Raw genomic sequence first — 22,068 nt, 5'->3', positions numbered from 1 at the left:
ATCCTGATAAATTGCGCGCGCCGCGTCTGTTCGACCAAAAGGCGATGGGAGCCTCAGAAATTGGCGATCAGGGCATCCAGCGTGAAGCCCGCAAACAGGATCCAGCCATAGACCTTGTTGGAGCGGAAGAGCATGAGGCACTGGTCATTGTCGTCGATGTCGAGACGGATGATCTGCCAGATGAAATGCACCGCGCCTGCGGCAAGGCCGAGAAAGGCGAGCGGTCCGGCATCGGCCAGCGTTGCCGCCAGAACGAAAAGAACCGTCGCGCCAAGATAGAGCACCGTAACGGCGGTTTCCGTCCAGTTTCCGAAAAGCCGTGCGGTGGATTTTACTCCGATCAGCGCATCGTCTTCCTTGTCCTGATGGGCATAGATCGTGTCATAGCCGATGGTCCACAGGATGCCTCCGGCATAAAGCGCGATCGCGGGCAAACCGAGTTTGCCTTGCGTGGCGCTCCAGCCCACGAGCGCACCCCAGTTGAAAGCAAGCCCCAGCACCGACTGCGGCCAGTAGGTGATCCGCTTCATGAAGGGATAGGCCGCAACCACGCCGAGCGAGCAGAATCCGAGGATGATGGTGTAGGTGTTGAACTGCAGCAGCACCACCAGCCCGGCCAAGGCCTGAAGCCCCATGAAGATGACGGCTTGCGCGACGCTCACCTGACCGCTGGGGATGGGGCGGGAGCGAGTGCGCTCCACCATGGCGTCGAATTTGCGGTCCACGATGTCGTTATAGGTGCAGCCCGCGCCTCGCATGGCGATGGCGCCGATCAGAAACAGCAGCAGATGCCAGAAATTCGGCAGCCAGAAACCGGCGGCCTCGCGCGCCAATGCAGATGACCACCAGCACGGCCAGAGCAGCAGCCACCAGCCGATCGGGCGGTCCCAGCGGGCGAGGCGGGCATAGGGCTTGAGCCATTCGGGCGCAAAACGGTCGACCCAGTTGCCGGAAACGGCATCGGCGACAGCGCCGGGAAAATCGATTTTCATGAGTGCTCCGCGATGGCCTGTTCTCCCTTGAGTTCGCCCGGATAGCGTTCAAGGTCAAGATCGGAACCGATTTGCCTGAGCGTCTTCCCGTGCTAGACCGCGCGCAACACGAAATCGCGACGGGGTTCCCATGAACGTCCTCCTCATCGGCTCTGGCGGCCGCGAACATGCTCTGGCCTGGGCGCTGTCCAAGTCCGCGCAGCTTGAAACCCTCTATGTGGCCCCCGGCAATGCCGGGATAGATGGGCTTGCGACCCGCGTTTCCCTCGACGTCGCCGATCACGCCGCCGTCGTGGATTTCTGCCGCGAGAAGAACATCGGCTTCGTGGTCGTGGGCCCCGAGGCGCCGCTGGTTGCCGGGCTCGTCGATGATCTTTCTGAAGCCGGTATTCTCGCTTTCGGGCCCGGCAAGGTCGCGGCCCAGCTTGAGGGCTCCAAGGGCTTCACCAAGGATCTCTGCGCACGTTTCAATATCCCCACCGGCGCCTATGGCCGGTTCAAGGATGCTGAAAGCGCCTCCGATTATGTGCGCAAAATGGGCGCGCCCATCGTCGTGAAGGCCGATGGTCTGGCCGCGGGCAAGGGTGTGGTCGTCGCCATGACCGAGGCCGAGGCGCTGGAGGCTGTCGCCGCCTGTTTCGACGGCTCCTTCGGTGACGCGGGTGCGGAAGTGGTCGTTGAGGAGTTTCTCGATGGCGAGGAGGCGAGCTTCTTCGCCATCTGCGATGGGGAAACCGCGCTGCCTCTTGCGACCGCGCAGGACCACAAGCGCGTCTTCGACGGCGACAAGGGCCCGAATACGGGTGGGATGGGCGCCTATTCGCCTGCCCCGGTCATGACCGATGATCTCGTGAAGCGAACCATGAACGAGATTATCGAGCCGACCATGCGCGGCATGGCGGAAATGGGCAGCCCCTTCAAGGGCGTGTTTTTCGCCGGTTTGATGATCACGGAAAAGGGCCCGCAGCTCATCGAATACAATGTCCGTTTCGGCGATCCGGAATGCCAGGCGCTCATGATGCGGCTGGAAAGTGATCTGCTTGATCTTCTGCTTGCCTCCGCAAAGGGCGACCTGGCGGGCAAAACCCTGTCATGGCGCGATGAAACCGCGCTGTGCGTGGTGGTCGCCGCCAAGGGGTATCCGGGCGCTTATGAAAAGGGCACCGAGATCCGCGATCTGGACAAGGCCTCTGCCGATCCTGCGGTGGAGGTGTTTCATGCGGGCACCAAGGCCGACGGCGGCCATATTCTCGCCAATGGCGGTCGCGTCCTGGGGGTCACCGCGCTGGGCGGCACGGTGGCTGAGGCGCAGGCCAAAGCCTATGAGGCGGTGGACAGGATCGACTGGCCGGATGGCTTTTGCCGACGCGATATCGGCTGGCGGGCGGTTGCGCGCGAGCAAGGTGAGGGCTGAGCCGCCCTTTTGACCTCTCAATTCTCTTTGCAAAGGCCGGGGCTTGCTCCGGCCTTTGTCTGTTCGGGTCCTGCTATCGCCGTTAGGTGAATTGTCGGGGACTATCAAATCCCTCATCCTTGCGCAAAAATCGCCAGAGGATGATGGCCGTGCCGAACCTTCCCGAGCTTTTTCCCGGATTCGAGACCCGCATGGTGGAGGGCGATGGCGCCACACTCCATGTTCGCATCGGTGGTGAGGGGCCACCCCTCGTGCTGCTGCACGGATATCCGCAATGCGGCGTCATGTGGCACAAGGTGGTGCCGGACCTGTCGAAACACTTCACCTGCATCATTCCGGATCTGCGCGGTTACGGTCAAAGCTCCATTCCCGCTTCGCAGGCCGGTCAGGGCTATTCCAAGCGCGCCATGGGGCAGGACATTGCCGCGATGATGACGCGGCTCGGCCACGAGAGCTTTGCGCTTGTCGGCCACGACCGGGGCGCGCGCGTCGCCTATCGCATGGGGCTCGATCATGGGGACCGGCTCACCCGTATCGCCGTGCTCGATATCCTGCCGACGCTGGAATACTGGCGGCAGATGGATTGGCGCTACGGGCTGAAGATCTACCACTGGCTGTTCCTTGCCCAGCCCTATCCGCTGCCGGAAAACCTCATTTCGGGCGCGAGCACCTACTATCTGCAGCACACATTGGCGAGCTGGACGGCGGCGCGCAATCTCTCCGTCTTCGATGCACGGGCGCTGGAACATTACCGGACCTTCTTTGCCGACCCCGCACGCATCCACGCGCTTTGCGAGGATTATCGCGCGGGCGCGGGGCTCGATATGGATCAGGACGCGGCCGACCGGGAAGCCGGGCGCACTATCGACGTGCCCTTGCTCGCCCTTTGGGGCGGGCACGGCCTCGCGCCGGGCAGTTCGCCGCTTGATGTGTGGCGCGAATGGGCCCCGGGTGCGCAGGGGCAGGCCATCAATGCCGGACACTTCGTGGCGGAGGAGAACCCTGAGGAGACCGCAGAGGCGTTGCTCGCCTTCCTGAGGCGCTGAAACAGCTGAGATTCCCGTATTTTGCGGCAGCAGACGCTTGCGCGCCCGTCCCGTCATATCCAAGTCAAAGGGATAGGGCATGGCAAAGGCCTTCGTCGCACAAGAACCCGCCCTCGTTTGGCGTTTCAGGGAGTTTCGGACATGGCTTCACCGCGGATCGGCTTGGCATTGGGCGGTGGCGGTGCGCGAGGGCTTGCGCATATCCCTGTTCTGGAAGCCCTTGATGAGATGGGAGTGAAGCCTGTTGCCGTGGCAGGGGCATCCATCGGGTCCATCATGGGCGGGGCCTATTGCAGCGGCTTGTCCGGCGCGGAAATCCGCGAGGTCGCCACATCCACCTTCCGAAAGCGAAGCGATGCGCTTGCCCGCGTATGGAAACTGCGTCCGGCGCGTTTCGTCGACTGGTTCGCCGGCGGCGGGTTCGCCCAGTTCAACGCCTTGCGGGTGCTTGAGGTTTTCGTCGGTTCCAAACTCCCGCGGGAGTTTGCCGACCTGAAGATCCCGCTGACCGTGGTTGCCGCCGATTTCTACGATTGCAAGGAAGTGGCGATCCGTTCCGGAGACCTGCACCAGGCGATTGCCGCCTCCATCGCGATCCCCGTTGTCTTCAAGCCGGTCGCCTTCGAGAACCGTGTCATGGTGGATGGGGGCGTGGTCAATCCGCTGCCCTTCGATCTTCTGCCCAATGATCTTGATGTTGTAATCGCGGTGGACGTGGTCGGAGCGCCAGTGCCGCGCAAGGGCCGCACGATACCCTCCGCCGCGGACAGCGTGTTCGGTGCGACCCAGATCCTGATGCACACCATTACGAGCCAGAAACTCAAAACCTCGCCTCCCGACATTCTGATCCGGCCCGATCTGGACTCCTTCCGTGTTCTCAATTTTCTGAAGGCCGAAGAGATCCTGCGCGCCTGCGAACCGGTGAAGGAGGAGTTGCGCTCCAAGCTGGAGCCGCTTCTGGCCGGGATCGGCTGACGACTATCTGACCCGGAGAAACGAAAAAGCCCGCTCGGAGCGCGAGCGGGCTTTTGTGTTCGATGTCGGAGAGCCGGACGGATCAGCGCCGTGCGATGATCTCGCTCTCGCATCCATGCACCGGCATCATGCCGGCAAAGCCCGGCTTGCGCCGAACAAGAAAACGGGGACGGCGATCACGCAGCACAGAAGATCGCCGCCGAGGACCCGGTCTGCCGACCGCGACCCGATTGGGAGCCCCGGCAACCTCGCTCACTGCGCCATCGGCGTCGATCATGAGAAGCGGCAGCCCCAGACGGCGGGCCCAGCCCTGCCAGTCGGCCACCACGTTCTCAAGTCCTGCGCCTTCGTGCAGCACCAGCGAGAACGACGGGTCGGGGTGGACAAGTTCCAGCGTCACTTCCATCGCGTCGTCGGTTTCCGCCGGGTGGCTGATCCGCGCTGCGACGCCGAGATAGTCCCGAAGCTTGAGATAAACCTGATTGCGCCGTCCGTTCAGGCGGCGGGTTACGATGACGGTGCCACGATCAAGGTGGACATCCGCGCCCGCCAGACCACCTTCGCTGCCGCAAAGTCCGACAGGGAAGGTGGTTGGCAGCGTCATGGGGTCCAGACGCGCACACGTCTCCTGTTGCACGGGTCGTACCCCGTGTTTTGCTGTTTGACGCCTCAATTTCGCTCTCCCGTGACCGGCAATGTTTTTTCTTGTCCGGTCGCCTTGTTTGACGTGAACCAACATACGGGCGGCGGGTTGGAAGCTGCTTAAGAAGCTTGGTTAAATTTTCCTGATTTCAAAGAGGGTTAGGGAATGGTGAGCGAGCCGGTAAGGCTTCGTTTACACGCTGCCGGACAAGCCTCCGCTTGCCCATGGGGATGAGGCGGCATAGACAGGACGCGGATAGGATTATGCGTTGCGGCGATGGGACGTCCTGTTGTGCTTCTGGTATGGGGGCACCATCTGGGAAACGCCGGCCGCTAGGACGCAAGGCGATGCACCCGGCATTGTGGACGGACCGTGCGCAGGCCCCGGGTGGGCGAAAGGACGAGAATGGCACTCACGATCGATCAACGGGACCTTGAGGAACGCGCCGCAAGGTTGGTGGATGCGGCCCGCAAGGCAGGCGCTGATGCCGCCGATGCGGTAGCGATGGCTGGTCAGTCGCTCTCTACGTCCGTGCGTGAAGGCAAGGTAGAAGAGACCGGGCGTTCGGAATCCGATGGCTTCACGCTGCGCGTCTTTGTGGGGCGGCGGGTCGCCAGTGTCTCCGCCAATGCGCTCGATGATATTGATGGCCTCTGCGAGCGGGCCGTCGCCATGGCGCGCGTCGCTCCGGAAGACCCTTTCGCGGGGCTTGCCGGGCAAAGCGAGCTCGCCCGCGATTTTCCCTCGCTCGACCTGCTCGATACGTATGACGTGAACGCCGATGAACTGCGCGACGCTGCGCTCGCCGCCGAGGCCGCCGGACTGGCTGTGGCGGGGGTCAGCAAGAGCGGAGGCGCATCGGCCTCGGGCGGCGTCGGCGGTATCGTGCTGGCGACGAGCAACGGCTTTTCCGGCTCCTACCTCGTGTCGCGTCATTCGCTCTCCATGACGGCGGTGGCCGGAGAGGGCACCGGCATGGAGCGCGACTATGATTTCGATTTCCGCACCCACAAGGCGGATCTCGATGATCCCGCCGATATCGGACGTCGCGCGGGCGAACGCGCTGTGCGCCGGCTCAAGCCGCAAAAGGTCGATACGTGTAAGACGGGGATCGTTTTTGAGCCGCGGGCGGCGCGCTCGCTGGTCGGGCATTTTGCAGGTGCGGTAAACGGCGCATCGGTGGCGCGAAAGACGAGCTTTTTGCGCGACCTGATGGGAAAGCCCGTTTTTGCTCCCGGCATTTCCATTGTTGATGATCCGTTGAAACCGCGTTCCGCCGGTTCGCGACCTTTCGATGGCGAGGGCCGTGCGGTGGCCCCTCTCACCATGGTGGAAGATGGCGTCCTGAAAGCCTGGTTCCTCGACGGTCCCACCGCGCGCGAACTTGGCCTTGAGAGCAACGCCCGCGCTGCACGGTCCGGCTCGGGAACGTCCCCGGCCTCCACCAACCTTGCGCTTTCACCCGGGGATATCTCGCCGGAAGACCTCATACGGGAAATCGGCACGGGCCTTTATGTGACCGATCTCATCGGTCACGGCGTGAACCCGGTGACCGGCGATTACAGCCGAGGCGTTTCCGGCTTCTGGATCGAGAATGGCGAGCTGACTTATCCCGTCAGCGAGGTCACGATCGCGGGCAACCTGAGGGACATGTTCGCAAGGTTGCGCCCCGCCGATGATCCGGATCTGCGTTTCTCGACCATCGCTCCGACGGTAGCCATCGAAGGATTGACCCTTGCTGGACGATGATGATGCCGGCGGTGGCGCGGACGATCTCAGGCTGATTGCGGAGGCCGCTCAGGAAGCCGGTCGCATCGCCATGGGCTTTTTTCGCCGCGATCCGAAGGTGTGGAACAAGGAAAACAACTCTCCGGTTACCGAAGCCGACATGGCGCTGGATACGTTTCTGGGAAACGAACTGCGCCAGGCGCGGCCAGATTATGGCTGGCTGTCGGAAGAAACGACCGATGACAAGGTGCGCCTGAACCGCGAGAGGCTGTTTATCGTTGATCCCATCGACGGCACCCGTGCGTTCATTCATGGCCAGGAAGACTGGTCGGTGAGCGTGGCGGTCGTGGAGGCCGGACGCCCGGTTGCTGCCGCGCTTTATGTTCCGGTGCCCGGTGAACTCTATCTGGCAACGGCAGGAGGTGGCGCTGAGCTCAATGGCAGTGCGATCTCGGTCAGCCAGCGCAGCGAGCTGGCGGGGGCTCATGTGGCGGGACCGCGCTCCTTGCGCGGTCAGAAGGCGCTTATGGCGGCCGGGCTGGAGCAGGATGTGCATATCCGTTCCCTGGCGCTCCGGATCGCGCTGGTTGCAGCGGGACGGCGCGATGGGGCCATCGCGACCCGCCATGCCAATGACTGGGACCTTGCGGCAGCCGATCTTTTGGTGCAGGAAGCGGGCGGCCAACTGACGGATCTCGACGGACGGAAGCTTCGTTACAATCGACCGGATGTCCGTCATCCGGTTCTTGTCGCGACATCCTCGACCTTGCGGGCTTCCCTCAGCGAGATCGTGCGCAGCGTTCTCGATTAGAGACCTGGCGCTGACGGCCTTGGGTCGGCAGCGCCAGGTGCGAGCTTGGCTTGCGCAAGATGCCATTTCGGCAGAACCGACCCCACGTGGAGCATGACATGAGCGAACAGGAAAAGCCCACTCAGCTGCTGCATCTCGTTTTCGGCGGCGAGCTTACGGAAATCGACAAGGTGGAATTCCGGGATCTCGACAAGCTCGATATTGTTGGCATCTATCCCAACTACGCCAAGGCATATGACGCCTGGAAGTCCAAGGCGCAGGCCAGCGTGGACAATGCCCATATGCGCTATTTCATTGTTCACATGCACAAGCTTCTGGAGCCCGAAGCCGGGAATTGATGCTCGCAACGGTTGTGATGCGGCGACGCGGCGCTTGCCCGCAAGGGCGGAGCACTGTATTGCCGCTGCCGCACCCTTTTTCCGGCAGGTCTTTGTGTGCGGCGTGCTGGTCACTCCCGCTTGCTTTGCCAATTTGTGTTTGGGCTTTTGGAGAGGTTTCGTCCCTTTGTCACGTCGTTTGTCTGCCCATTCGCATGATGCGCTTTGCGCCGCTTGCTGTTTTGTGACCGAGACGGTGGATCGCGCATGCTGAAAAAGCTCGGACGCAACCCGGCCATCCTGCGTTTTGTCGGACGGATGATGGCGCGCTACCTCACCCTCGTGAGCAAGACCTCGTCCCTCGTCGTGGAGCCGGCCGACATCTATGAGACGGTGAAGCCCGGCGAACCGCTCATCATCGCCATGTGGCATGGGCAGCATTTCATGGTGCCGTTTGCCCGTCCCGACGGCTGGGATACCCGCGTGATGATCTCGCGCTCCGCCGATGGAGAGGTGAATGCGGTCGCCGCCGCCAAACTCGGTATCGGTCTGATCCGTGCCTCCGGATCGCAAAAGAAGCGGCAGGTCAGAAAGCGCGGCGGCATGCGCGGTTTTTTCGAATCGCTGGCAGCCCTTGAAGAAGGCGCCATCGTTGCCCTGACGGCGGATGTGCCCAAAGGCCCGGCCCGCGTTGCCGGCATTGGCATTGTCCAGCTTGCCCGCCATTCCGGCGCACCCATCCGCCCCGTCGCCTTCGCTACCAGTCGTCACATCGATCTGGACAGCTGGGACAAGGCGAGCGTGAACCTGCCCTTTTCCCGCGCGTCCTTCGTCGTTGGCGATCCCATCGTCGTGCCGAAGGATGCCGATGATGAAACCCTTGAGGCCTTGCGTCTTGATGTGGAGAACGGGCTCAATCGGGTGACGGAGCGCGCTTACAAACTGACGGAAAAGGCCAATGGCTGAAGCCGGGAGCGATACGGGCGGTGGCATGCTGGCAGCCTACAGGCTGGTCGGCCGCCTTGCCTTGCCGGCCCTGAAGCTTCTTCATGCCCGCCGCGTCCGCCGGGGGAAGGAAGATCCGGCGCGTCGTGGCGAACGGTTCGGCCAGGCCGGTCTTGCGCCGGAACCGGGTCCCCGCGTCTGGGTGCATGCGGCCAGTGTGGGGGAAACGAACGCCGTCCTACCGCTTATTGAATGGATCGTGGCGCGCGGCTTCAAGGTGGTGCTGACCACCGGCACCGTCACCTCCTCGCGCATTGCCGCGGAGCGCCTGCCTGAAGGGGCCGTCCACCAGTTCGCGCCCTTTGACGTTGCGCCCCTGATCGCGCGTTTTCTCGACAGCTGGAAACCGGAATTCGCCATCATGGTGGAATCGGAAATCTGGCCAGCGACCTTTGCCGAACTTCACGCGCGCAACATTCCGGTCGTCATCGTCAACGGGCGCATGTCGGAAGGTTCCCATCGCGGCTGGTCGCGTTTCGGGCGCAGCGCACGCCGGGTGTTCGGGTGTGTCACCATGTGTCTGGCACAATCTCAGGCCGATGCGGAGCGCTATGCCGACCTGGGCATCGTCGATGTGCGCGCGACCGGCAACCTGAAATTCGACGTGCCGCCGCTGCCCTTTGATGCGCACGCGCTCGACACCCTTCGTGAGCAGATTGGCCCGCGTCGGGTCTGGATCGCAGCCAGCACCCATCCGGGTGAGGAGGAATTGCTGGCGCGCGTCCACAAGGGCTTGCGCGAAACGTTTCCCGACCTTCTGCTGATTTCCGTCCCGCGCCACCCCGAACGCGGGCCGGACGTGGTCGATATCTTTGCGACTGCCGGGCTCGATGCGAGCCTGCGGTCGCGCGGCGAGCCCATCCAGCGGCGTTGCGATGTCTATGTGGCGGATACGATTGGAGAGCTCGGGCTTTTCTATCGTCTTGCACCCATTGCCTTCATTGGAGGTTCATTGGTCCCTCATGGCGGGCAGAACCCGATCGAACCGGCGCAGATTGGCTGCGCGATCCTTTCAGGCGCGCGGGTCCGCAATTTTTCAGGCATATATCGATCGCTGACCGAGGCGGGCGCCGCGCGCGTGGTGAAAGATGCGGAAGCCTTGCAGGCTGAGATTTTGAGCCTGCTCGGCAACCACCAGGCGGTAACGAACCTGTCGAGTGCGGCGAAAGTCTGCGCGGATTCCGGGCAGGGCGCGCTGGATGCGGTAAAAGGGGTGCTCGAAGGAGCATTTGGCAAGTTGCTGGATTGAGCAGGCAGAGCGGAGGGGAACCTCCCGTTCGCTTTGGTTCGCCGCAGAGGTTTTGCCTGGTGGCGAGAGGATGAGGACTGGATGTGCGGCAGGCACCCGATTTCTGGTGGCAGCAAGGCAAGGGGCTGAAAGCGCTGGCGCTATCGCCCGTTTCCTTCATCTACGGACGCATTGCGGGCAGGCGGATGCGAAAGCCGTCGCAGGGGCGCGTCGATGTTCCGGTCATCGTCGTGGGAAATTTCGTGGCGGGAGGGGCTGGCAAGACACCCACCACCATCGCACTTGCCAGAATGTTGCAAGATGAGGATTTCAATCCCGTCATCCTGACCCGCGGCTATGGCGGCAGTCTTGAGGGGCCCGTCGAGGTCGATCCCGATACGCATCTGGCTTCGCAGGTCGGGGACGAGGCGCTCTTGCTGGCCGAGGCTGCAACAACCATCGTCTCAAGCGACCGCGTCAGCGGAGCAAGAGCGGCAGTGGAAGCGGGCGCGGATGTCATCCTGCTGGATGACGGCTTTCAAAACCCTTCTCTCCACCGCGATTTCTCGCTGGTAGTTGCGGAAGGCGCCGTGGGCGTCGGCAACGGTATGACCATCCCCTCGGGGCCGTTACGCGCACCATTGCGCGATCAGCTCATCAAGGCGAATGCGCTTCTCGTCATCGGCGAGGGGGAAGCGGGAAACAGGCTCGTGCGGCAGGCCGCGCGTCGCGGTCTGCCGGTTCTGCGCGCGGATCTCAAGCCACGCCCCAACCCGGATGTGAGCGGTGAACGCGTTCTTGCTTTTGCCGGGATCGGTCGCCCGCAGAAATTTTTCGACACGCTCGCTGCGATGGGAGCGGAGATCGAGGAACGCCGCGCCTTTCCGGACCATCACGTCATCACCGTTGCCGAGGCACAGGACATCCTCACCTGCGCGGAAGCGAAGGGGCTGGTTCCGGTCACCACCACCAAGGACATGCGGCGCATTGAGGGCAGCGAGCATGAACTCTTGCGCTGGCTGGCAGGTTCGGCACGGGTCGTGACCGTGGATCTCGTCTTCCGGGAAGAGCGGCGGATGCTGGATCTGTTGAACCGCACCATCCATAACCGCAGCTTCCGGTGAAATCTCCGCGCGTCGGGCCGTCCTATTCGGGGCGCATATGGCTCATGGCTGCAGCTGCGTCCACATAGGCTTCCTGACGCTCCGCGCTCCAGTACTTCAATTCGTCGAGCGGGATCTGCTGGCCAGTGACCGCGCAGCGCACATGATTGCCCGGCGCAAGGATCTGGAAATCGCCGTCGAGATAACGGATGCGGGCTTCGCCGCCGAGGCGCGGGGATTCGTAGCGGTTCATAGAGTTCTTGCCTGTTGCAGCGCGTCGTCCCGGCCGGGCCATGCGGGCGGGTGGGCGAGACGGGGGTCGCATTCGGTTCATGGGTGGAGCAGCCTCAGCCATCCTCACGCGTCATGATCGCGTCAGGCGCAGCTTGTACTCCTTTTCACCGCGAAGATAGTTGTCGAAACACGTCTTTTCCAGCGCAAAGGACGCCTTTTAAGACGTCTTGGCGAGATCCCCGGGGTCAAGCAGTCTCGCTCTGCTTCTTTTCGGTGCGCGGGGTGCGAGCATGAAGTATGTCCGTGCCGGCGAAAAGACCGCCCGTCAACTGCATCTGCATCCGCTCGAAGTCGCGTCTGCGGACATCCTCTTCGATATCCGCAATCCTCTCATACGGAATTGCAAGCGCCGCCAGTGCCGCCCGTCCGAAGACAATGCCCGATTCGAAGGTTTCGCGGATGTGGAAATCCACCCCCTCGCGGGTCAGGTCCAGAGCATGCGCACGGTCAGTCGCCCGGCAATAGATGCGGGCTGAGGGAAAGTTCTCCCTTATACAACCGATGGCCCGATGCATGACTTCGTCATTTTCCACGCAAAGCGCGATGACGGCCGCTTCCCCCGCGCCTGCCGAGCGCAGCACGTCGGCGCGCGTGATGTCCCCGTAATAGACCTTGTAGCCGAGCTTGCGCGCGTAGTTGATGCGCTTGGCGTCGCGGTCCATCGCGGTGATGGCGATACCTTCCGCCGCCAGCATCTGGGCGGCCACCATGCCGAAACGTCCGAAGCCGCAGATCAGCACGTTGGTGCTGGCTTCTCCGAAACTCTCCACGATCTCGGGCGCCACGCCATGGGCACGCAGGCTTGTGGCGATCCGGTCATAGATGGCACAGACGAAAGGTGTGAGCATCATCGACAGGATGACCACCGCGATCAGCGTGGATTTCTCATCCTCGTTCATCAGCCCGTGGGCGAAGGCTGCGGAGAACAGGACGAAGCCAAATTCTCCGCCTTGTGGCAGGGTTGTGGCAATGCGCAGGGCGTCCGTGTTGGAGGCGCCGAAAAGCCGGGAAAGCGCCCAAAGAAGCGCGCCCTTGATGCTCATCACCGAGAGGACGCCGAGGAGGATCAGCGGCCATGCGTCGATCACCACGTCGAGCGCGAACGTCATGCCGACGGCCATGAAGAACAGGCCCATCAGCAGCGAGCGGAAGGGTTCGATATCGGCTTCAAGCGTATGACGGAACGAAGAATCGGCCAGCATGACACCGGCGATAAAGGCGCCGAGAGCCATGGACAGACCCACCAGATGAAGCAGCATCGCGCTGCCCAGCGCCACCAGGAGCGCCGCGATAAGCATCACTTCGCGCGCGCCGGAGCGGGTCAGGAACGAAAACAGCGGATTGAGGGCGTAGCGGCCAACGAGCAGGACCACGATGATCGCGCTGACCGCGATGAAGGCCTCCACCCATAACGGCGAGACCGGCTCGCCCGAGACGGGCGCCAGCAACGTGACGCTCGCCAGAAGAGGCACGATGGCAATGTCCTGAAGCAGGAGAATGGCGAAGGCGCGCTGGCCGTAGCTTGTCTTGAGCTGACCGCGTTCCTGCAAGAGCTGAAGGGCGAAGGCTGTCGACGACAGGGCGATGCCGAAGCCGGCCACGAAGGCCATACGCCAGCTATCGCTCACCAGCAGGACAAGGGCTGTCAGGGCAAGGCCGGTAATCAGCACCTGCGCCGTGCCAAGTCCAAATATGTCCCGGCGCAATTGCCACAGACGGCCGGGATTGAGTTCCAGTCCGATCAGGAAGAGAAGCAGAACGACGCCCAGCTCCGCGACCCGCAGGATCGTTTCGGGATCCGAGATGAGCGCCACCCCGTGTGGGCCGATCAGCATTCCCGCGCCCAGATAGCCCAGCACCGCGCCCAGCCCCACACGCTTTGCCAGCGGTACGGCCACCACGGCCGTGCCCAGCAAGGCGACAGCTTCTATGAGAAAGGGGGGCGTGACATCGGAAGCCATGCTTTATCCTGGTTCATTCCAAGCGTAGGGGTGACGCTAGGTAGGATAGAGCATCGATGGTAAACGGATAGGGAAAAAAACGAGGTTCTTTCCCCCATCAAGTCGTCATGTGCGGCTTTTCGGTCGGCTCTGACGATCAGGCCGCTGTGCCACCGACGGTCAGCGCGTTGATGCGCAGCGTCGGTTGGCCGACCCCTACCGGGACACCCTGTCCCTGTTTGCCGCAGGTGCCGATGCCCGGATCGAGCTTCATGTCGTTGCCCACCATGGGGACACGGGTCAGAGCGTCCGGGCCGTTGCCGATCAGCATAGCTCCCTTGACGGGCGCACCGATCTTGCCGTTCTCGATCTTGTAGGCCTCGGTGCAGGAAAAGACGAATTTGCCGGAGGTGATGTCCACCTGTCCGCCGCCGAAGGAGACGGCATAGATACCGTCCTTGACCGAAGAGAGGATCTCTTCGGGATCAAAATCGCCCGCGCGCATGATGGTGTTGGTCATGCGCGGCATCGGGATATGGGCAAAGGACTGTCGGCGCCCGTTTCCGGTTGGCTTCATGCCCATGAGCCGGGCGTTCTGGCGGTCCTGCATGTAGCCCACGAGAATGCCGTCCTCGATCAGTATGGTCTCGCTGGTGGGGGTGCCTTCATCGTCGAAATTGAGCGAACCGCGCCGGTTCGCGATCGTGCCGTCATCCACGACGGTGACGCCCGGCGACGCAACGCGCTCACCCAGGAGACCTGCGAAAGCAGACGTCTTTTTGCGATTGAAGTCGCCCTCAAGCCCATGCCCGACAGCTTCATGAAGCAGAATGCCCGGCCAGCCTGCGCCCAGAACCACATCCATGGTGCCGGCGGGGGCCGGGATGGCTTCAAGGTTCACCAGAGCCTGTCGCAGGGCTTCGTCGGCGGCGTGCATCCAGCTGCCTTCAGCAATGAATTCGCCATAGGCCTGGCGCCCGCCAATGCCGTAGGAACCGCTTTCCTGCCTGTCGCCCTGACCCACGACAACTGACACGTTGAAACGGACGAGAGGGCGGATGTCCTGAACCCGATAGCTGTCGGCGCGCAGGATATCGACCACCTGCCACGAACCCGCCAGAGAAACCGTTACCTGCCGAACGCGCGGGTCCTTTGCCCGCGCATAGGCGTCAACACGCTGCAGAAGCTGGACCTTTTCCTCAAAGCCCGGCGTCTCGAGCGGATTGTCGGTGCCATAAAGCGCCGCGTTGGTGCGGGCAGGGGCGGCCGCGTAGGTGCCCTGGTGGCCATCCTTCACGGTCTTGACGGCATCCGCAGCGCGCTGGAGCGCCGCTTCGGAAATCTCGCCGGAATGAGCATAGCCCGCAGCCTCTCCCGCCACAACGCGCAGGCCAAAGCCCTGTGTCGTGTCGAAGGTCGCAGACTTCAACCGGCCATTGTCCCAGACCAGACCCTCTGACTGCGCGTATTCGAGGAACAGTTCACTGTCATCCGCGCCCTCGATCGTCTCGCTCAAGACCTTGAGGGCCGAGCTCAGGCCCACGCCGGAACTCTCGAGCAGATCGATGGAGGTTTTCATGGTTGTGTCTCTGGTCAGGTGAATGTGGCCGGGGCAGATGGTATCGCACCCGAAAAGCTCTCGCGCGGCGAAAACCGCGATGACCCCAACGGTAATGAGGATGCGATACGCCCGCAATGCGTCGCGCGCAAGCGCGCGTGTTCTACAAGCGCACGGGTCCTAATTGAGCGCGTCGTAGCCTTGCGTGAACCCGTTGAGCGAGATCGGGATGCCGATCCCTTCCTCGGGCGTCTGGAAAATGATGAAGGTGGCAAGCTTGCCGGAGCGCATCTTGGAGAGCAGTTCGTCCTGCAAGATCACTTCCGCGATGCAGCCATTGGGTAGGCAGCGCACGAAACCGGCGCGCCCGATATCCGCACCATCCACCTTGAGGCCAAGCCCGAAGGGCAGCAATACGCCGAGCGGAGCCAGTACGCGCAGGATCTTGGCTTCCTTGTCGGCCGTCTTCAGCACGATCACCGAAAGGCCCACATTCTCGCGGTCCTCGGCGGTAACGTTCTGGATCAGAGCGCATTGCTCGGACTGCGAGCCGGGAGGTGTGTCGCAACGGATCTGCCAGTCGCCATGAACGGCCTGAACAGCGCCCTGCGCCATGGCCGGAGCGGCGAGCCCCTGAAGCATCGCAGCCGCTGCGATGAGACCGGCAAGTCCCGCGCGGACGCCTTTTCCGGTCCGGTTGCGGGGCGTGCGCATGGACAAGTCGAACACGTGAACCTCCGATTCGAATCATAAAGTCATTGCGGTACGTCAATGGCCTGCGAATCACGGCGGCCTGAAGCGTTCCGACGCCTGCGACATTGCCCGAGATGGGTGTCTCGTTCCAGTCCCCTGTCGTGCTGCCCCTCCGCCATGGCGGAAATGAGGCCGCCGCCGTTTCCTCTCCCATCCGCTCCACGGCGGAACTCTGCAAAAGCGCGCAAGGGGCGAAGCCATTGGGGCTTGGGGCAAAGGATGCGCCGTCGGTAGAAGTCAAGCATTCAAAACCACGCATTGTTCGCTTGGGGGCGGTGCGACAATATGCTAGAGGTGCGGCAAAAGGACGCCCGCCTGCGCGTATGCCTATGGGAGTTCCACGATTTTGAGTAGTATCCGCGGCTCCAAGAAGAGCGTGATGCTATGGACGAATTGTCGTGTCGGAGGCCATGGCGTAACGTAGGGTTTTGTCCTTTGCTGAATAGAGTTGAGTAGAATTGAACCGGTAAACATCGGCCGAGGGGGCCGAGGCCTGAGGAGGGGCGCCGGGTAACCTGATCGGGTTTTCTGGTCGGGGTGCCGGACTTTCTGAAATGGCACCGAGATGAAAGGGAGCGCATCAAGGTGATGAATCCGCTTAAGCGTATCTGGGTGGGGGCGCGGGTCGGCGACGCAGCATTGGCCGCCCTTGGGGCGCTGGTCGCGTTGGGGCTGTCCGCGGCAGGTGTTGCAGCCGCCGAGCCGGAGCCGTGGGCGATTAACCTGCAGCCGGCTTCTTCGGAGGTCATGCAGGACATTCACGCTTTTTCCAACTTCACCTTGTGGATCATCGTGCCCATCGTGATCCTGGTGTCGGTCCTTCTGTTGGTCGTGATGTTGCGCTTCAATGCCCGCGCCAATCCGACGCCGTCCAGGACGTCGCACAACACACTGATCGAAGTGATCTGGACCGTCGTCCCGATCCTGATTCTGGTGATGATTTCCGTGCCGTCGCTGCGTCTTCTCTACAAGCAATTGACGGTGCCGACCGCGGATCTGACCGTGAAAGCGACCGGTTACCAGTGGGCCTGGGGCTACGAGTACACCGACGATGCCTATGAGGGGATCGCCTTCGACGCCTTCATGCTGAGTGACGAAGCGCGCGCCGAGCGCATCGCTGCCGGGGCGAGTGAAGCCTCCGTACCGCGGCTGCTGGCGACCGACTATGATGTGGTCGTCCCCGTCGGCAAGGTCGTTCGCGTTCAGGTCACCTCCACCGACGTGATCCATTCTTTCGCGCTTCCGGCTTTCGGAATGAAGGTCGACGCCATTCCCGGACGTCTGAACGAGACCTGGTTCAGGGCCGACACGACTGGTGTCTTCTACGGCCAGTGTTCGGAGCTGTGCGGCAAGGACCACGCCTTCATGCCCATTGTCATCCGTGTGGTCACCGAAGAGCAGTTCGCTGCCTGGGCAGATGCCGCGAAGGATGATGTGGATGCGGCGAACGCGCTTCTGGCGAGCCTGAAGGCGGGCGAAGAGGCCGAAAAGACGGTTGCGCGCAACGAAACGGATGATGCGGGCTTCGCCATCCGATGAGCGGGCATGCCCGCGCGAAGCGGTTCGCGCGGGCGACAGGATTTTGAGAATTGGAACAGACGGTCGGAAAGACGGGCCGATAGGCCCTGACAGTTCGGGTAACGAGGGTGAGACCCTGCGAACCTGAGCGGTCCCGACCGGACATCTTACCGGTTGCGCGCTGGAGCGGCGCTGGCAACCGGAGGCGAAAGGCTAAGGGGAGAAAGACAAGATGGCGGGTTCCGAGGCCCATGCAGCACACGACCATCCGCATGGATGGCGTCGTTACGTCTATTCGACGAACCACAAGGACATCGGCACGATGTACCTGATCTTCGCCATCATGGCGGGGGTCGTCGGCGGCTTTCTCTCGGTGATGATGCGCTGGGAGCTGGCCGAACCGGGCATTCAGATCTTCCACGGCTTTGCCCAGATGATCTATGGCGTGGACGCGGACTCCTCCGTCGATGCCGGCAAGAGCATGTACAATGCCTTCACCACGGCGCATGGCCTGATCATGATCTTCTTCATGGTGATGCCCGCGCTGATCGGCGGTTTCGCCAACTGGTTCGTGCCCATCATGATCGGTGCGCCGGATATGGCGTTCCCGCGCATGAACAACATTTCCTTCTGGCTGTTGCCGCCGGCATTCCTGCTGCTGCTGCTGTCCATGTTCGCGCCTTCCGCGCCTGGCGCCTGGGGCGTGGGCGGCGGTTGGACGATCTATCCGCCGTTCTCCACCAGCGGTCAGCCCGGTCCGGCCATGGACATGGCGATCCTGTCGCTGCACATCTCCGGCGCGTCGTCGATCCTGGGTGCGATCAACTTCATCACCACGATCTTCAACATGCGCGCGCCGGGCATGACGCTGCACAAGATGCCGCTGTTTGCCTGGTCGGTTCTGGTCACCGCGTTCCTGCTGCTGTTGTCGCTCCCGGTTCTGGCCGGCGGCATCACCATGCTGCTGACCGACCGCAACTTCGGCACGACCTTCTTCAACCCGGCCGGCGGCGGTGATCCGATCCTGTTCCAGCACCTGTTCTGGTTCTTCGGTCACCCGGAAGTTTACATCCTGATCCTGCCGGCCTTCGGCATCATCAGCCACATCATTTCCACCTTCTCGCGCAAGCCGATCTTTGGCTATCTCGGCATGGCCTACGCCATGGTCGCCATCGGCGTGGTCGGCTTCATCGTGTGGGCACACCACATGTACACGGTCGGTCTGGACGTCGATACGCAGGCCTATTTCGTGTTTGCCACCATGGTGATCGCGGTGCCGACGGGCGTGAAGATCTTCTCGTGGATCGCTACCATGTGGGGCGGTTCCATCACCTTCCGTGCGCCGATGCTGTGGGCGCTGGGCTTCATCTTCCTGTTCACCATCGGTGGTGTGACGGGTGTGCAGCTCGCCAATGCCGGTCTCGACCGGTCGCTTCACGACACCTATTTCGTGGTGGCTCACTTCCACTACGTGCTGTCGCTGGGGGCGGTCTTCGCCATTTTCGGCGGCTGGTACTACTGGTTCCCGAAAATGTTCGGCTACATGTACAACGAGACGCTGGCCAAGGTGCATTTCTGGATCACCTTCGTCGGCGTGAACCTCGTGTTCTTCCCGCAGCACTTCCTGGGTGCCAACGGCATGCCGCGTCGTTACATCGACTATCCGGACGCCTTCGCCCATTGGAACTGGATCTCCTCTATGGGCTCCTACATTTCCGCTGTGGGTGTGCTGGTGTTCCTGGTCTGCGTGTTCGAGGCCTTCGCCAAGAAGCGCGTGGCCGGCGATAATCCCTGGGGCGTGGGGGCCACGACGCTGGAATGGACGTTGTCCTCTCCGCCGCCGTTCCACCAGTTCGAAACGCTGCCGCGCATCAAATAAGCGGCGCAAGCAGCGACCCCTTGATGGGGCAAGAAACCCGGCCCGACGTCGCTATCGCCGACGCCGGGCCGCAAGTGACAGAGCCGCCAAGGCCGTTTGAATAGGGAATATGCGCATGTCGCTTGTCGAGCGTCACGACACGACGAATATTGGAGCCACCTGGGACGGCGGCACGGGAACGGTCAGCGATTATTTCGCCCTCCTGAAACCCCGTGTCATGTCGCTGGTGATCTTCACCGCCTTTGTCGGCATCGTGCTGGCGCCGGGCGGGCTGCATCCTGTCCTCGCCGGAACAGCGCTCCTGTGCATCGCCGTCGGCGCGGGCGCATCCGGTGCGCTCAACATGTGGTTCGACGCCGATATCGATCGGGTGATGTCGCGCACCGCCAACCGACCGGTCCCCGCCGGGCGCATCACCCGCGAGGAGGCCTTCGGCTTCGGCATGATGCTGGCCTGCGGCTCCGTGCTGGTTCTGGGGCTTCTGGTCAATCTGCTGTCGGCGGCCCTGCTGGCCTTCACGATCTTCTTCTATGTCGTCGTCTACACCATGTGGCTGAAGCGTTCGACGCCGCAGAACATCGTCATCGGCGGCGCTTCCGGTGCGCTTCCGCCGGTGATCGGCTGGGCGGCGGTCACCGGCGAGGTCTCGGTTGAAAGCCTCACACTCTTCATGCTGATCTTCATGTGGACCCCGCCGCATTTCTGGGCGTTGTCGCTGTTCAAGTCAGCCGACTATCAGGCCGCGGGCATTCCGATGCTGCCGGTTGTGCGCGGCGAACAGACGACGCGCAATCACATTCTCGCCTATTCGATCCTGCTGGCCCCCATCGGGCTTGCTCCGACAATTCTCGGCTTTGCAGGGCCGATTTACGGCGTCATCGCTGCCGCTCTCGGCATCGCTTTCGTTGCGCTCGCCGTTCAGGTCTGGCGGCTGCGCACCGGGCCGCTGGCAACACGCGCCGCCGTTCGCCTGTTTCTCTTTTCCATCTTCTATCTGTTCGCCCTTTTTGCCCTCCTGCCTGCAGAGCGCCTGATCGTGATGGCGCTTTCGGCAGCGGGGCTGGGCACAGCCGGTCTGGGAGGCTGATCATATGACGGACCGCACCGAAACGTCCGATTCCGGTATCAGGCTCACGCCCGAGCAGGTGCAGCGTCGCCGTACGCGTTCCATCGCTATCGGCGTGTCGCTCGCAGCCCTCGTGGTCCTTTTCTACGTGGTGACCATGGCCAAGATGGGCCTCAACCTGGAAAGCGCAGGGGGCTGAGACGTCATGAGCGAGAGGGACACCGGGAGTGACAGGAGCGAGGCGAACCGGACGGGCGGTAGCCACGAGACTGCGCGCGCCACGAAAGCCGCGCGCAGCAACCGCACACTCGCGATCGCCTGTGTCGCCTTTGTCGGGTGCATGGTGGGCGCCGCCTACGCCTCCGTTCCGCTCTACCAGCTGTTTTGCGCCGTGACCGGCTACGGCGGCACGACCCAGCGCGCTCAGTCCGCGCCGGTCGAACCGATCGAGCGCCGTATAAAGGTGCGTTTCGACGGCAATGTCGCCTCCAATCTGCCCTGGACCTTCAAGCCGGAAGGTCGCCAGGTGGAGCTGAACATGGGCGAGGTCGGGACCGAGAAATACAGGGTCGCCAACCTGTCGGGCGCACCGAATGCGGGCACCGCGACCTTCAACGTCACGCCGTTCGAAGCGGGCGCCTATTTCAACAAGCTGGATTGCTTCTGCTTCACCGAGCAGGCCCTTGCCGCAGGCGAGGAGCGCGAGATGCAGGTGGTGTTTTTCGTCGATCCGGCGATGGATGACGATCCGAACCTGAAGCATATCGATACGATCACGCTGTCCTACACGTTCTTTCGCGATGAGGCGGCCGAACAACCGGTCGCCGCAGCGCCTGATACCAATGCCAAGAATTCCGGAAATCTCTGACAACGCGGCGCTTTGAACTGCGCCCGTGCATTTGGGTACCCTGGGGGAGAAGATATGGCCGAGGCCCATACCAAGAACCACGATTATCATCTCGTTGAACCGAGCCCCTGGCCGTTCACCGCCTCCGTCGGCGCCTTCATCATGGCGATCGGAGCCATCGGCCTGATGCGCTGGCTGAAGGACGATACGTTCCACGTCCTCGGGCTCAACGTGACCGGCTGGGGCGTTTTCGCCATCGGCCTCGCCGTGATCCTCTACACCATGTATGCGTGGTGGCGGGACACGATCCGCGAGGGGCATCAAGGTCATCATACCCGGGTCGTCGGGCTGCACCTGCGCTACGGCATGATCATGTTCATCGCCTCGGAGGTGATGTTCTTCGTGGCGTGGTTCTGGGCCTATTTCGATGCGTCCCTGTTTACCGGCGAGGCGATCCAGTTCGCGCGTGTGGAAGCCACAGGTGGCACATGGCCCCCGCAAGGCATTGCCACTTTTGATCCCTGGCATCTGCCGCTGCTCAACACGCTGATCCTGCTTCTGTCGGGAACGACCGTCACGTGGGCGCATCACGCGCTGCTGCACGATGATCGCCAGGGCCTCAAGTGGGGCCTCACCTTCACGGTCATTCTCGGCGTGATCTTCTCGCTCTGCCAGGCTTACGAGTACTCGCATGCCACCTTCACCTTCGCCGACAACATCTATGGCGCGACCTTCTTCATGGCGACCGGCTTCCACGGCTTCCATGTCATCGTCGGCACTATCTTCCTGGCGGTGATCCTCGGGCGTGCGGCCACGGGTGACTTCACGCCGAAGAGCCATTTCGGCTTCGAGGCGGCGGCCTGGTACTGGCACTTCGTCGACGTCGTCTGGCTGTTCCTGTTTGTCTCCATCTATGTCTGGGGCGCAGGCTCGACCGCCGGGCACTAGCGA

The 22,068-nt window shown here is 62.5% G+C and carries 21 protein-coding genes; 15 read left to right on the top strand and 6 right to left on the bottom strand.

Going from position 1 to position 22,068, the window contains the following annotated elements:
- Nucleotides 1-53: 53 nt before the first annotated feature.
- Entirely contained in the window at nt 54-992 is a 939-nt protein-coding gene (gene ubiA / locus ABGM93_RS10455; protein ID WP_321499185.1) for a 4-hydroxybenzoate octaprenyltransferase, read from the bottom strand.
- Between the two features lie 130 nt (nt 993-1,122).
- Between ubiA and purD the strand changes: the two genes are divergently transcribed.
- From purD to ABGM93_RS10440, 3 genes are all read left to right on the top strand, one after another.
- On the top strand, nt 1,123-2,406 hold the full coding sequence (purD, locus tag ABGM93_RS10450; protein WP_321499184.1) for a phosphoribosylamine--glycine ligase: 1,284 nt from the start codon (nt 1,123-1,125) through the stop codon (nt 2,404-2,406).
- A 143-nt stretch (nt 2,407-2,549) separates the two neighbouring features.
- On the top strand, nt 2,550-3,452 hold the full coding sequence (locus tag ABGM93_RS10445) for an alpha/beta hydrolase (protein WP_321505835.1): 903 nt from the start codon (nt 2,550-2,552) through the stop codon (nt 3,450-3,452).
- A 141-nt stretch (nt 3,453-3,593) separates the two neighbouring features.
- Entirely contained in the window at nt 3,594-4,427 is an 834-nt protein-coding gene (locus tag ABGM93_RS10440; RefSeq protein WP_321499183.1) for a patatin-like phospholipase family protein, read from the top strand.
- An 82-nt stretch (nt 4,428-4,509) separates the two neighbouring features.
- Here the strand turns inward: ABGM93_RS10440 and ABGM93_RS10435 are convergent, their stop codons facing one another.
- Nucleotides 4,510-5,064, bottom strand: a complete 555-nt coding sequence (locus ABGM93_RS10435) for a DUF6101 family protein (protein WP_321499181.1) — start codon at nt 5,062-5,064, stop codon at nt 4,510-4,512.
- Nucleotides 5,065-5,475: 411 nt separating this feature from the next.
- Between ABGM93_RS10435 and ABGM93_RS10430 the strand changes: the two genes are divergently transcribed.
- The 6 genes from ABGM93_RS10430 (at nt 5,476) to lpxK (ending at nt 11,283) form a co-directional block, all read left to right on the top strand.
- A complete protein-coding gene (locus tag ABGM93_RS10430) occupies nt 5,476-6,819 on the top strand; it encodes a TldD/PmbA family protein (RefSeq protein WP_321499179.1) in 1,344 nt (447 codons plus the stop codon).
- Nucleotides 6,806-7,609, top strand: coding sequence for a 3'(2'),5'-bisphosphate nucleotidase CysQ (locus ABGM93_RS10425; RefSeq protein ID WP_321499178.1), 804 nt, complete (start codon nt 6,806-6,808; stop codon nt 7,607-7,609). Before ABGM93_RS10430 ends, ABGM93_RS10425 begins: the two co-directional genes overlap by 14 nt.
- A 98-nt stretch (nt 7,610-7,707) precedes the next feature.
- The gene (locus tag ABGM93_RS10420) at nt 7,708-7,947 is read left to right on the top strand and encodes a DUF4170 domain-containing protein (RefSeq protein WP_321499177.1); all 240 of its coding nucleotides are present in this window, start codon (nt 7,708-7,710) and stop codon (nt 7,945-7,947) included.
- A gap of 246 nt (nt 7,948-8,193) precedes the next feature.
- Entirely contained in the window at nt 8,194-8,892 is a 699-nt protein-coding gene (locus ABGM93_RS10415) for a lysophospholipid acyltransferase family protein (RefSeq protein WP_321499176.1), read from the top strand.
- The gene (locus ABGM93_RS10410) at nt 8,885-10,180 is read left to right on the top strand and encodes a 3-deoxy-D-manno-octulosonic acid transferase (RefSeq protein ID WP_321499175.1); all 1,296 of its coding nucleotides are present in this window, start codon (nt 8,885-8,887) and stop codon (nt 10,178-10,180) included. The genes ABGM93_RS10415 and ABGM93_RS10410 overlap by 8 nt, the downstream gene beginning before the upstream one ends.
- Nucleotides 10,181-10,263: 83 nt before the next feature.
- The gene (lpxK, locus tag ABGM93_RS10405; RefSeq protein WP_321499174.1) at nt 10,264-11,283 is read left to right on the top strand and encodes a tetraacyldisaccharide 4'-kinase; all 1,020 of its coding nucleotides are present in this window, start codon (nt 10,264-10,266) and stop codon (nt 11,281-11,283) included.
- A 22-nt stretch (nt 11,284-11,305) separates the two neighbouring features.
- Here the strand turns inward: lpxK and ABGM93_RS10400 are convergent, their stop codons facing one another.
- The 4 genes from ABGM93_RS10400 to ABGM93_RS10385 all read right to left on the bottom strand — a co-directional run bounded on the left by ABGM93_RS10400 (nt 11,306) and on the right by ABGM93_RS10385 (nt 15,768).
- The gene (locus ABGM93_RS10400) at nt 11,306-11,515 is read right to left on the bottom strand and encodes a DUF2093 domain-containing protein (RefSeq protein ID WP_321499173.1); all 210 of its coding nucleotides are present in this window, start codon (nt 11,513-11,515) and stop codon (nt 11,306-11,308) included.
- A 226-nt stretch (nt 11,516-11,741) separates the two neighbouring features.
- Nucleotides 11,742-13,517: a monovalent cation:proton antiporter-2 (CPA2) family protein gene (locus ABGM93_RS10395; protein WP_321499172.1), complete on the bottom strand. Its 1,776-nt coding sequence runs from the start codon at nt 13,515-13,517 to the stop codon at nt 11,742-11,744.
- 136 nt (nt 13,518-13,653) lie between these two features.
- A complete protein-coding gene (gene tldD / locus ABGM93_RS10390; protein WP_321499171.1) occupies nt 13,654-15,075 on the bottom strand; it encodes a metalloprotease TldD in 1,422 nt (473 codons plus the stop codon).
- Nucleotides 15,076-15,234: 159 nt separating this feature from the next.
- Entirely contained in the window at nt 15,235-15,768 is a 534-nt protein-coding gene (locus ABGM93_RS10385) for an invasion associated locus B family protein (RefSeq protein ID WP_321505833.1), read from the bottom strand.
- A 627-nt stretch (nt 15,769-16,395) separates the two neighbouring features.
- On the opposite strand from ABGM93_RS10385, the gene coxB reads away from it, so the two are divergent.
- The 6 genes from coxB to ABGM93_RS10355 all read left to right on the top strand — a co-directional run bounded on the left by coxB (nt 16,396) and on the right by ABGM93_RS10355 (nt 22,065).
- Nucleotides 16,396-17,346 (top strand): cytochrome c oxidase subunit II, encoded by a 951-nt coding sequence (coxB, locus tag ABGM93_RS10380; protein WP_321505830.1) that lies wholly within the window; start codon nt 16,396-16,398, stop codon nt 17,344-17,346.
- A 211-nt stretch (nt 17,347-17,557) separates the two neighbouring features.
- Nucleotides 17,558-19,204 carry a cytochrome c oxidase subunit I gene (ctaD, locus tag ABGM93_RS10375; protein ID WP_321499170.1) on the top strand — a complete coding sequence of 549 codons (1,647 nt, stop codon included), beginning with the start codon at nt 17,558-17,560 and terminating at the stop codon, nt 19,202-19,204.
- 115 nt (nt 19,205-19,319) lie between these two features.
- Nucleotides 19,320-20,291: a heme o synthase gene (cyoE, locus tag ABGM93_RS10370; RefSeq protein ID WP_321499169.1), complete on the top strand. Its 972-nt coding sequence runs from the start codon at nt 19,320-19,322 to the stop codon at nt 20,289-20,291.
- Nucleotides 20,292-20,295: 4 nt separating this feature from the next.
- Nucleotides 20,296-20,469 carry a hypothetical protein gene (locus tag ABGM93_RS10365; protein WP_321499168.1) on the top strand — a complete coding sequence of 58 codons (174 nt, stop codon included), beginning with the start codon at nt 20,296-20,298 and terminating at the stop codon, nt 20,467-20,469.
- Nucleotides 20,470-20,475: 6 nt separating this feature from the next.
- Nucleotides 20,476-21,138, top strand: coding sequence for a cytochrome c oxidase assembly protein (locus ABGM93_RS10360; RefSeq protein ID WP_321499167.1), 663 nt, complete (start codon nt 20,476-20,478; stop codon nt 21,136-21,138).
- A gap of 54 nt (nt 21,139-21,192) precedes the next feature.
- Nucleotides 21,193-22,065 (top strand): cytochrome c oxidase subunit 3, encoded by an 873-nt coding sequence (locus ABGM93_RS10355; protein WP_321499166.1) that lies wholly within the window; start codon nt 21,193-21,195, stop codon nt 22,063-22,065.
- Nucleotides 22,066-22,068: the final 3 nt, after the last annotated feature.

Source organism: Breoghania sp. (assembly GCF_963674635.1).
Lineage (GTDB): Bacteria > Pseudomonadota > Alphaproteobacteria > Rhizobiales > Stappiaceae > Breoghania.
The sequence above is the reverse complement of the archived record's forward strand: the minus strand, read 5'-3'. Positions and strand labels throughout refer to the sequence as shown.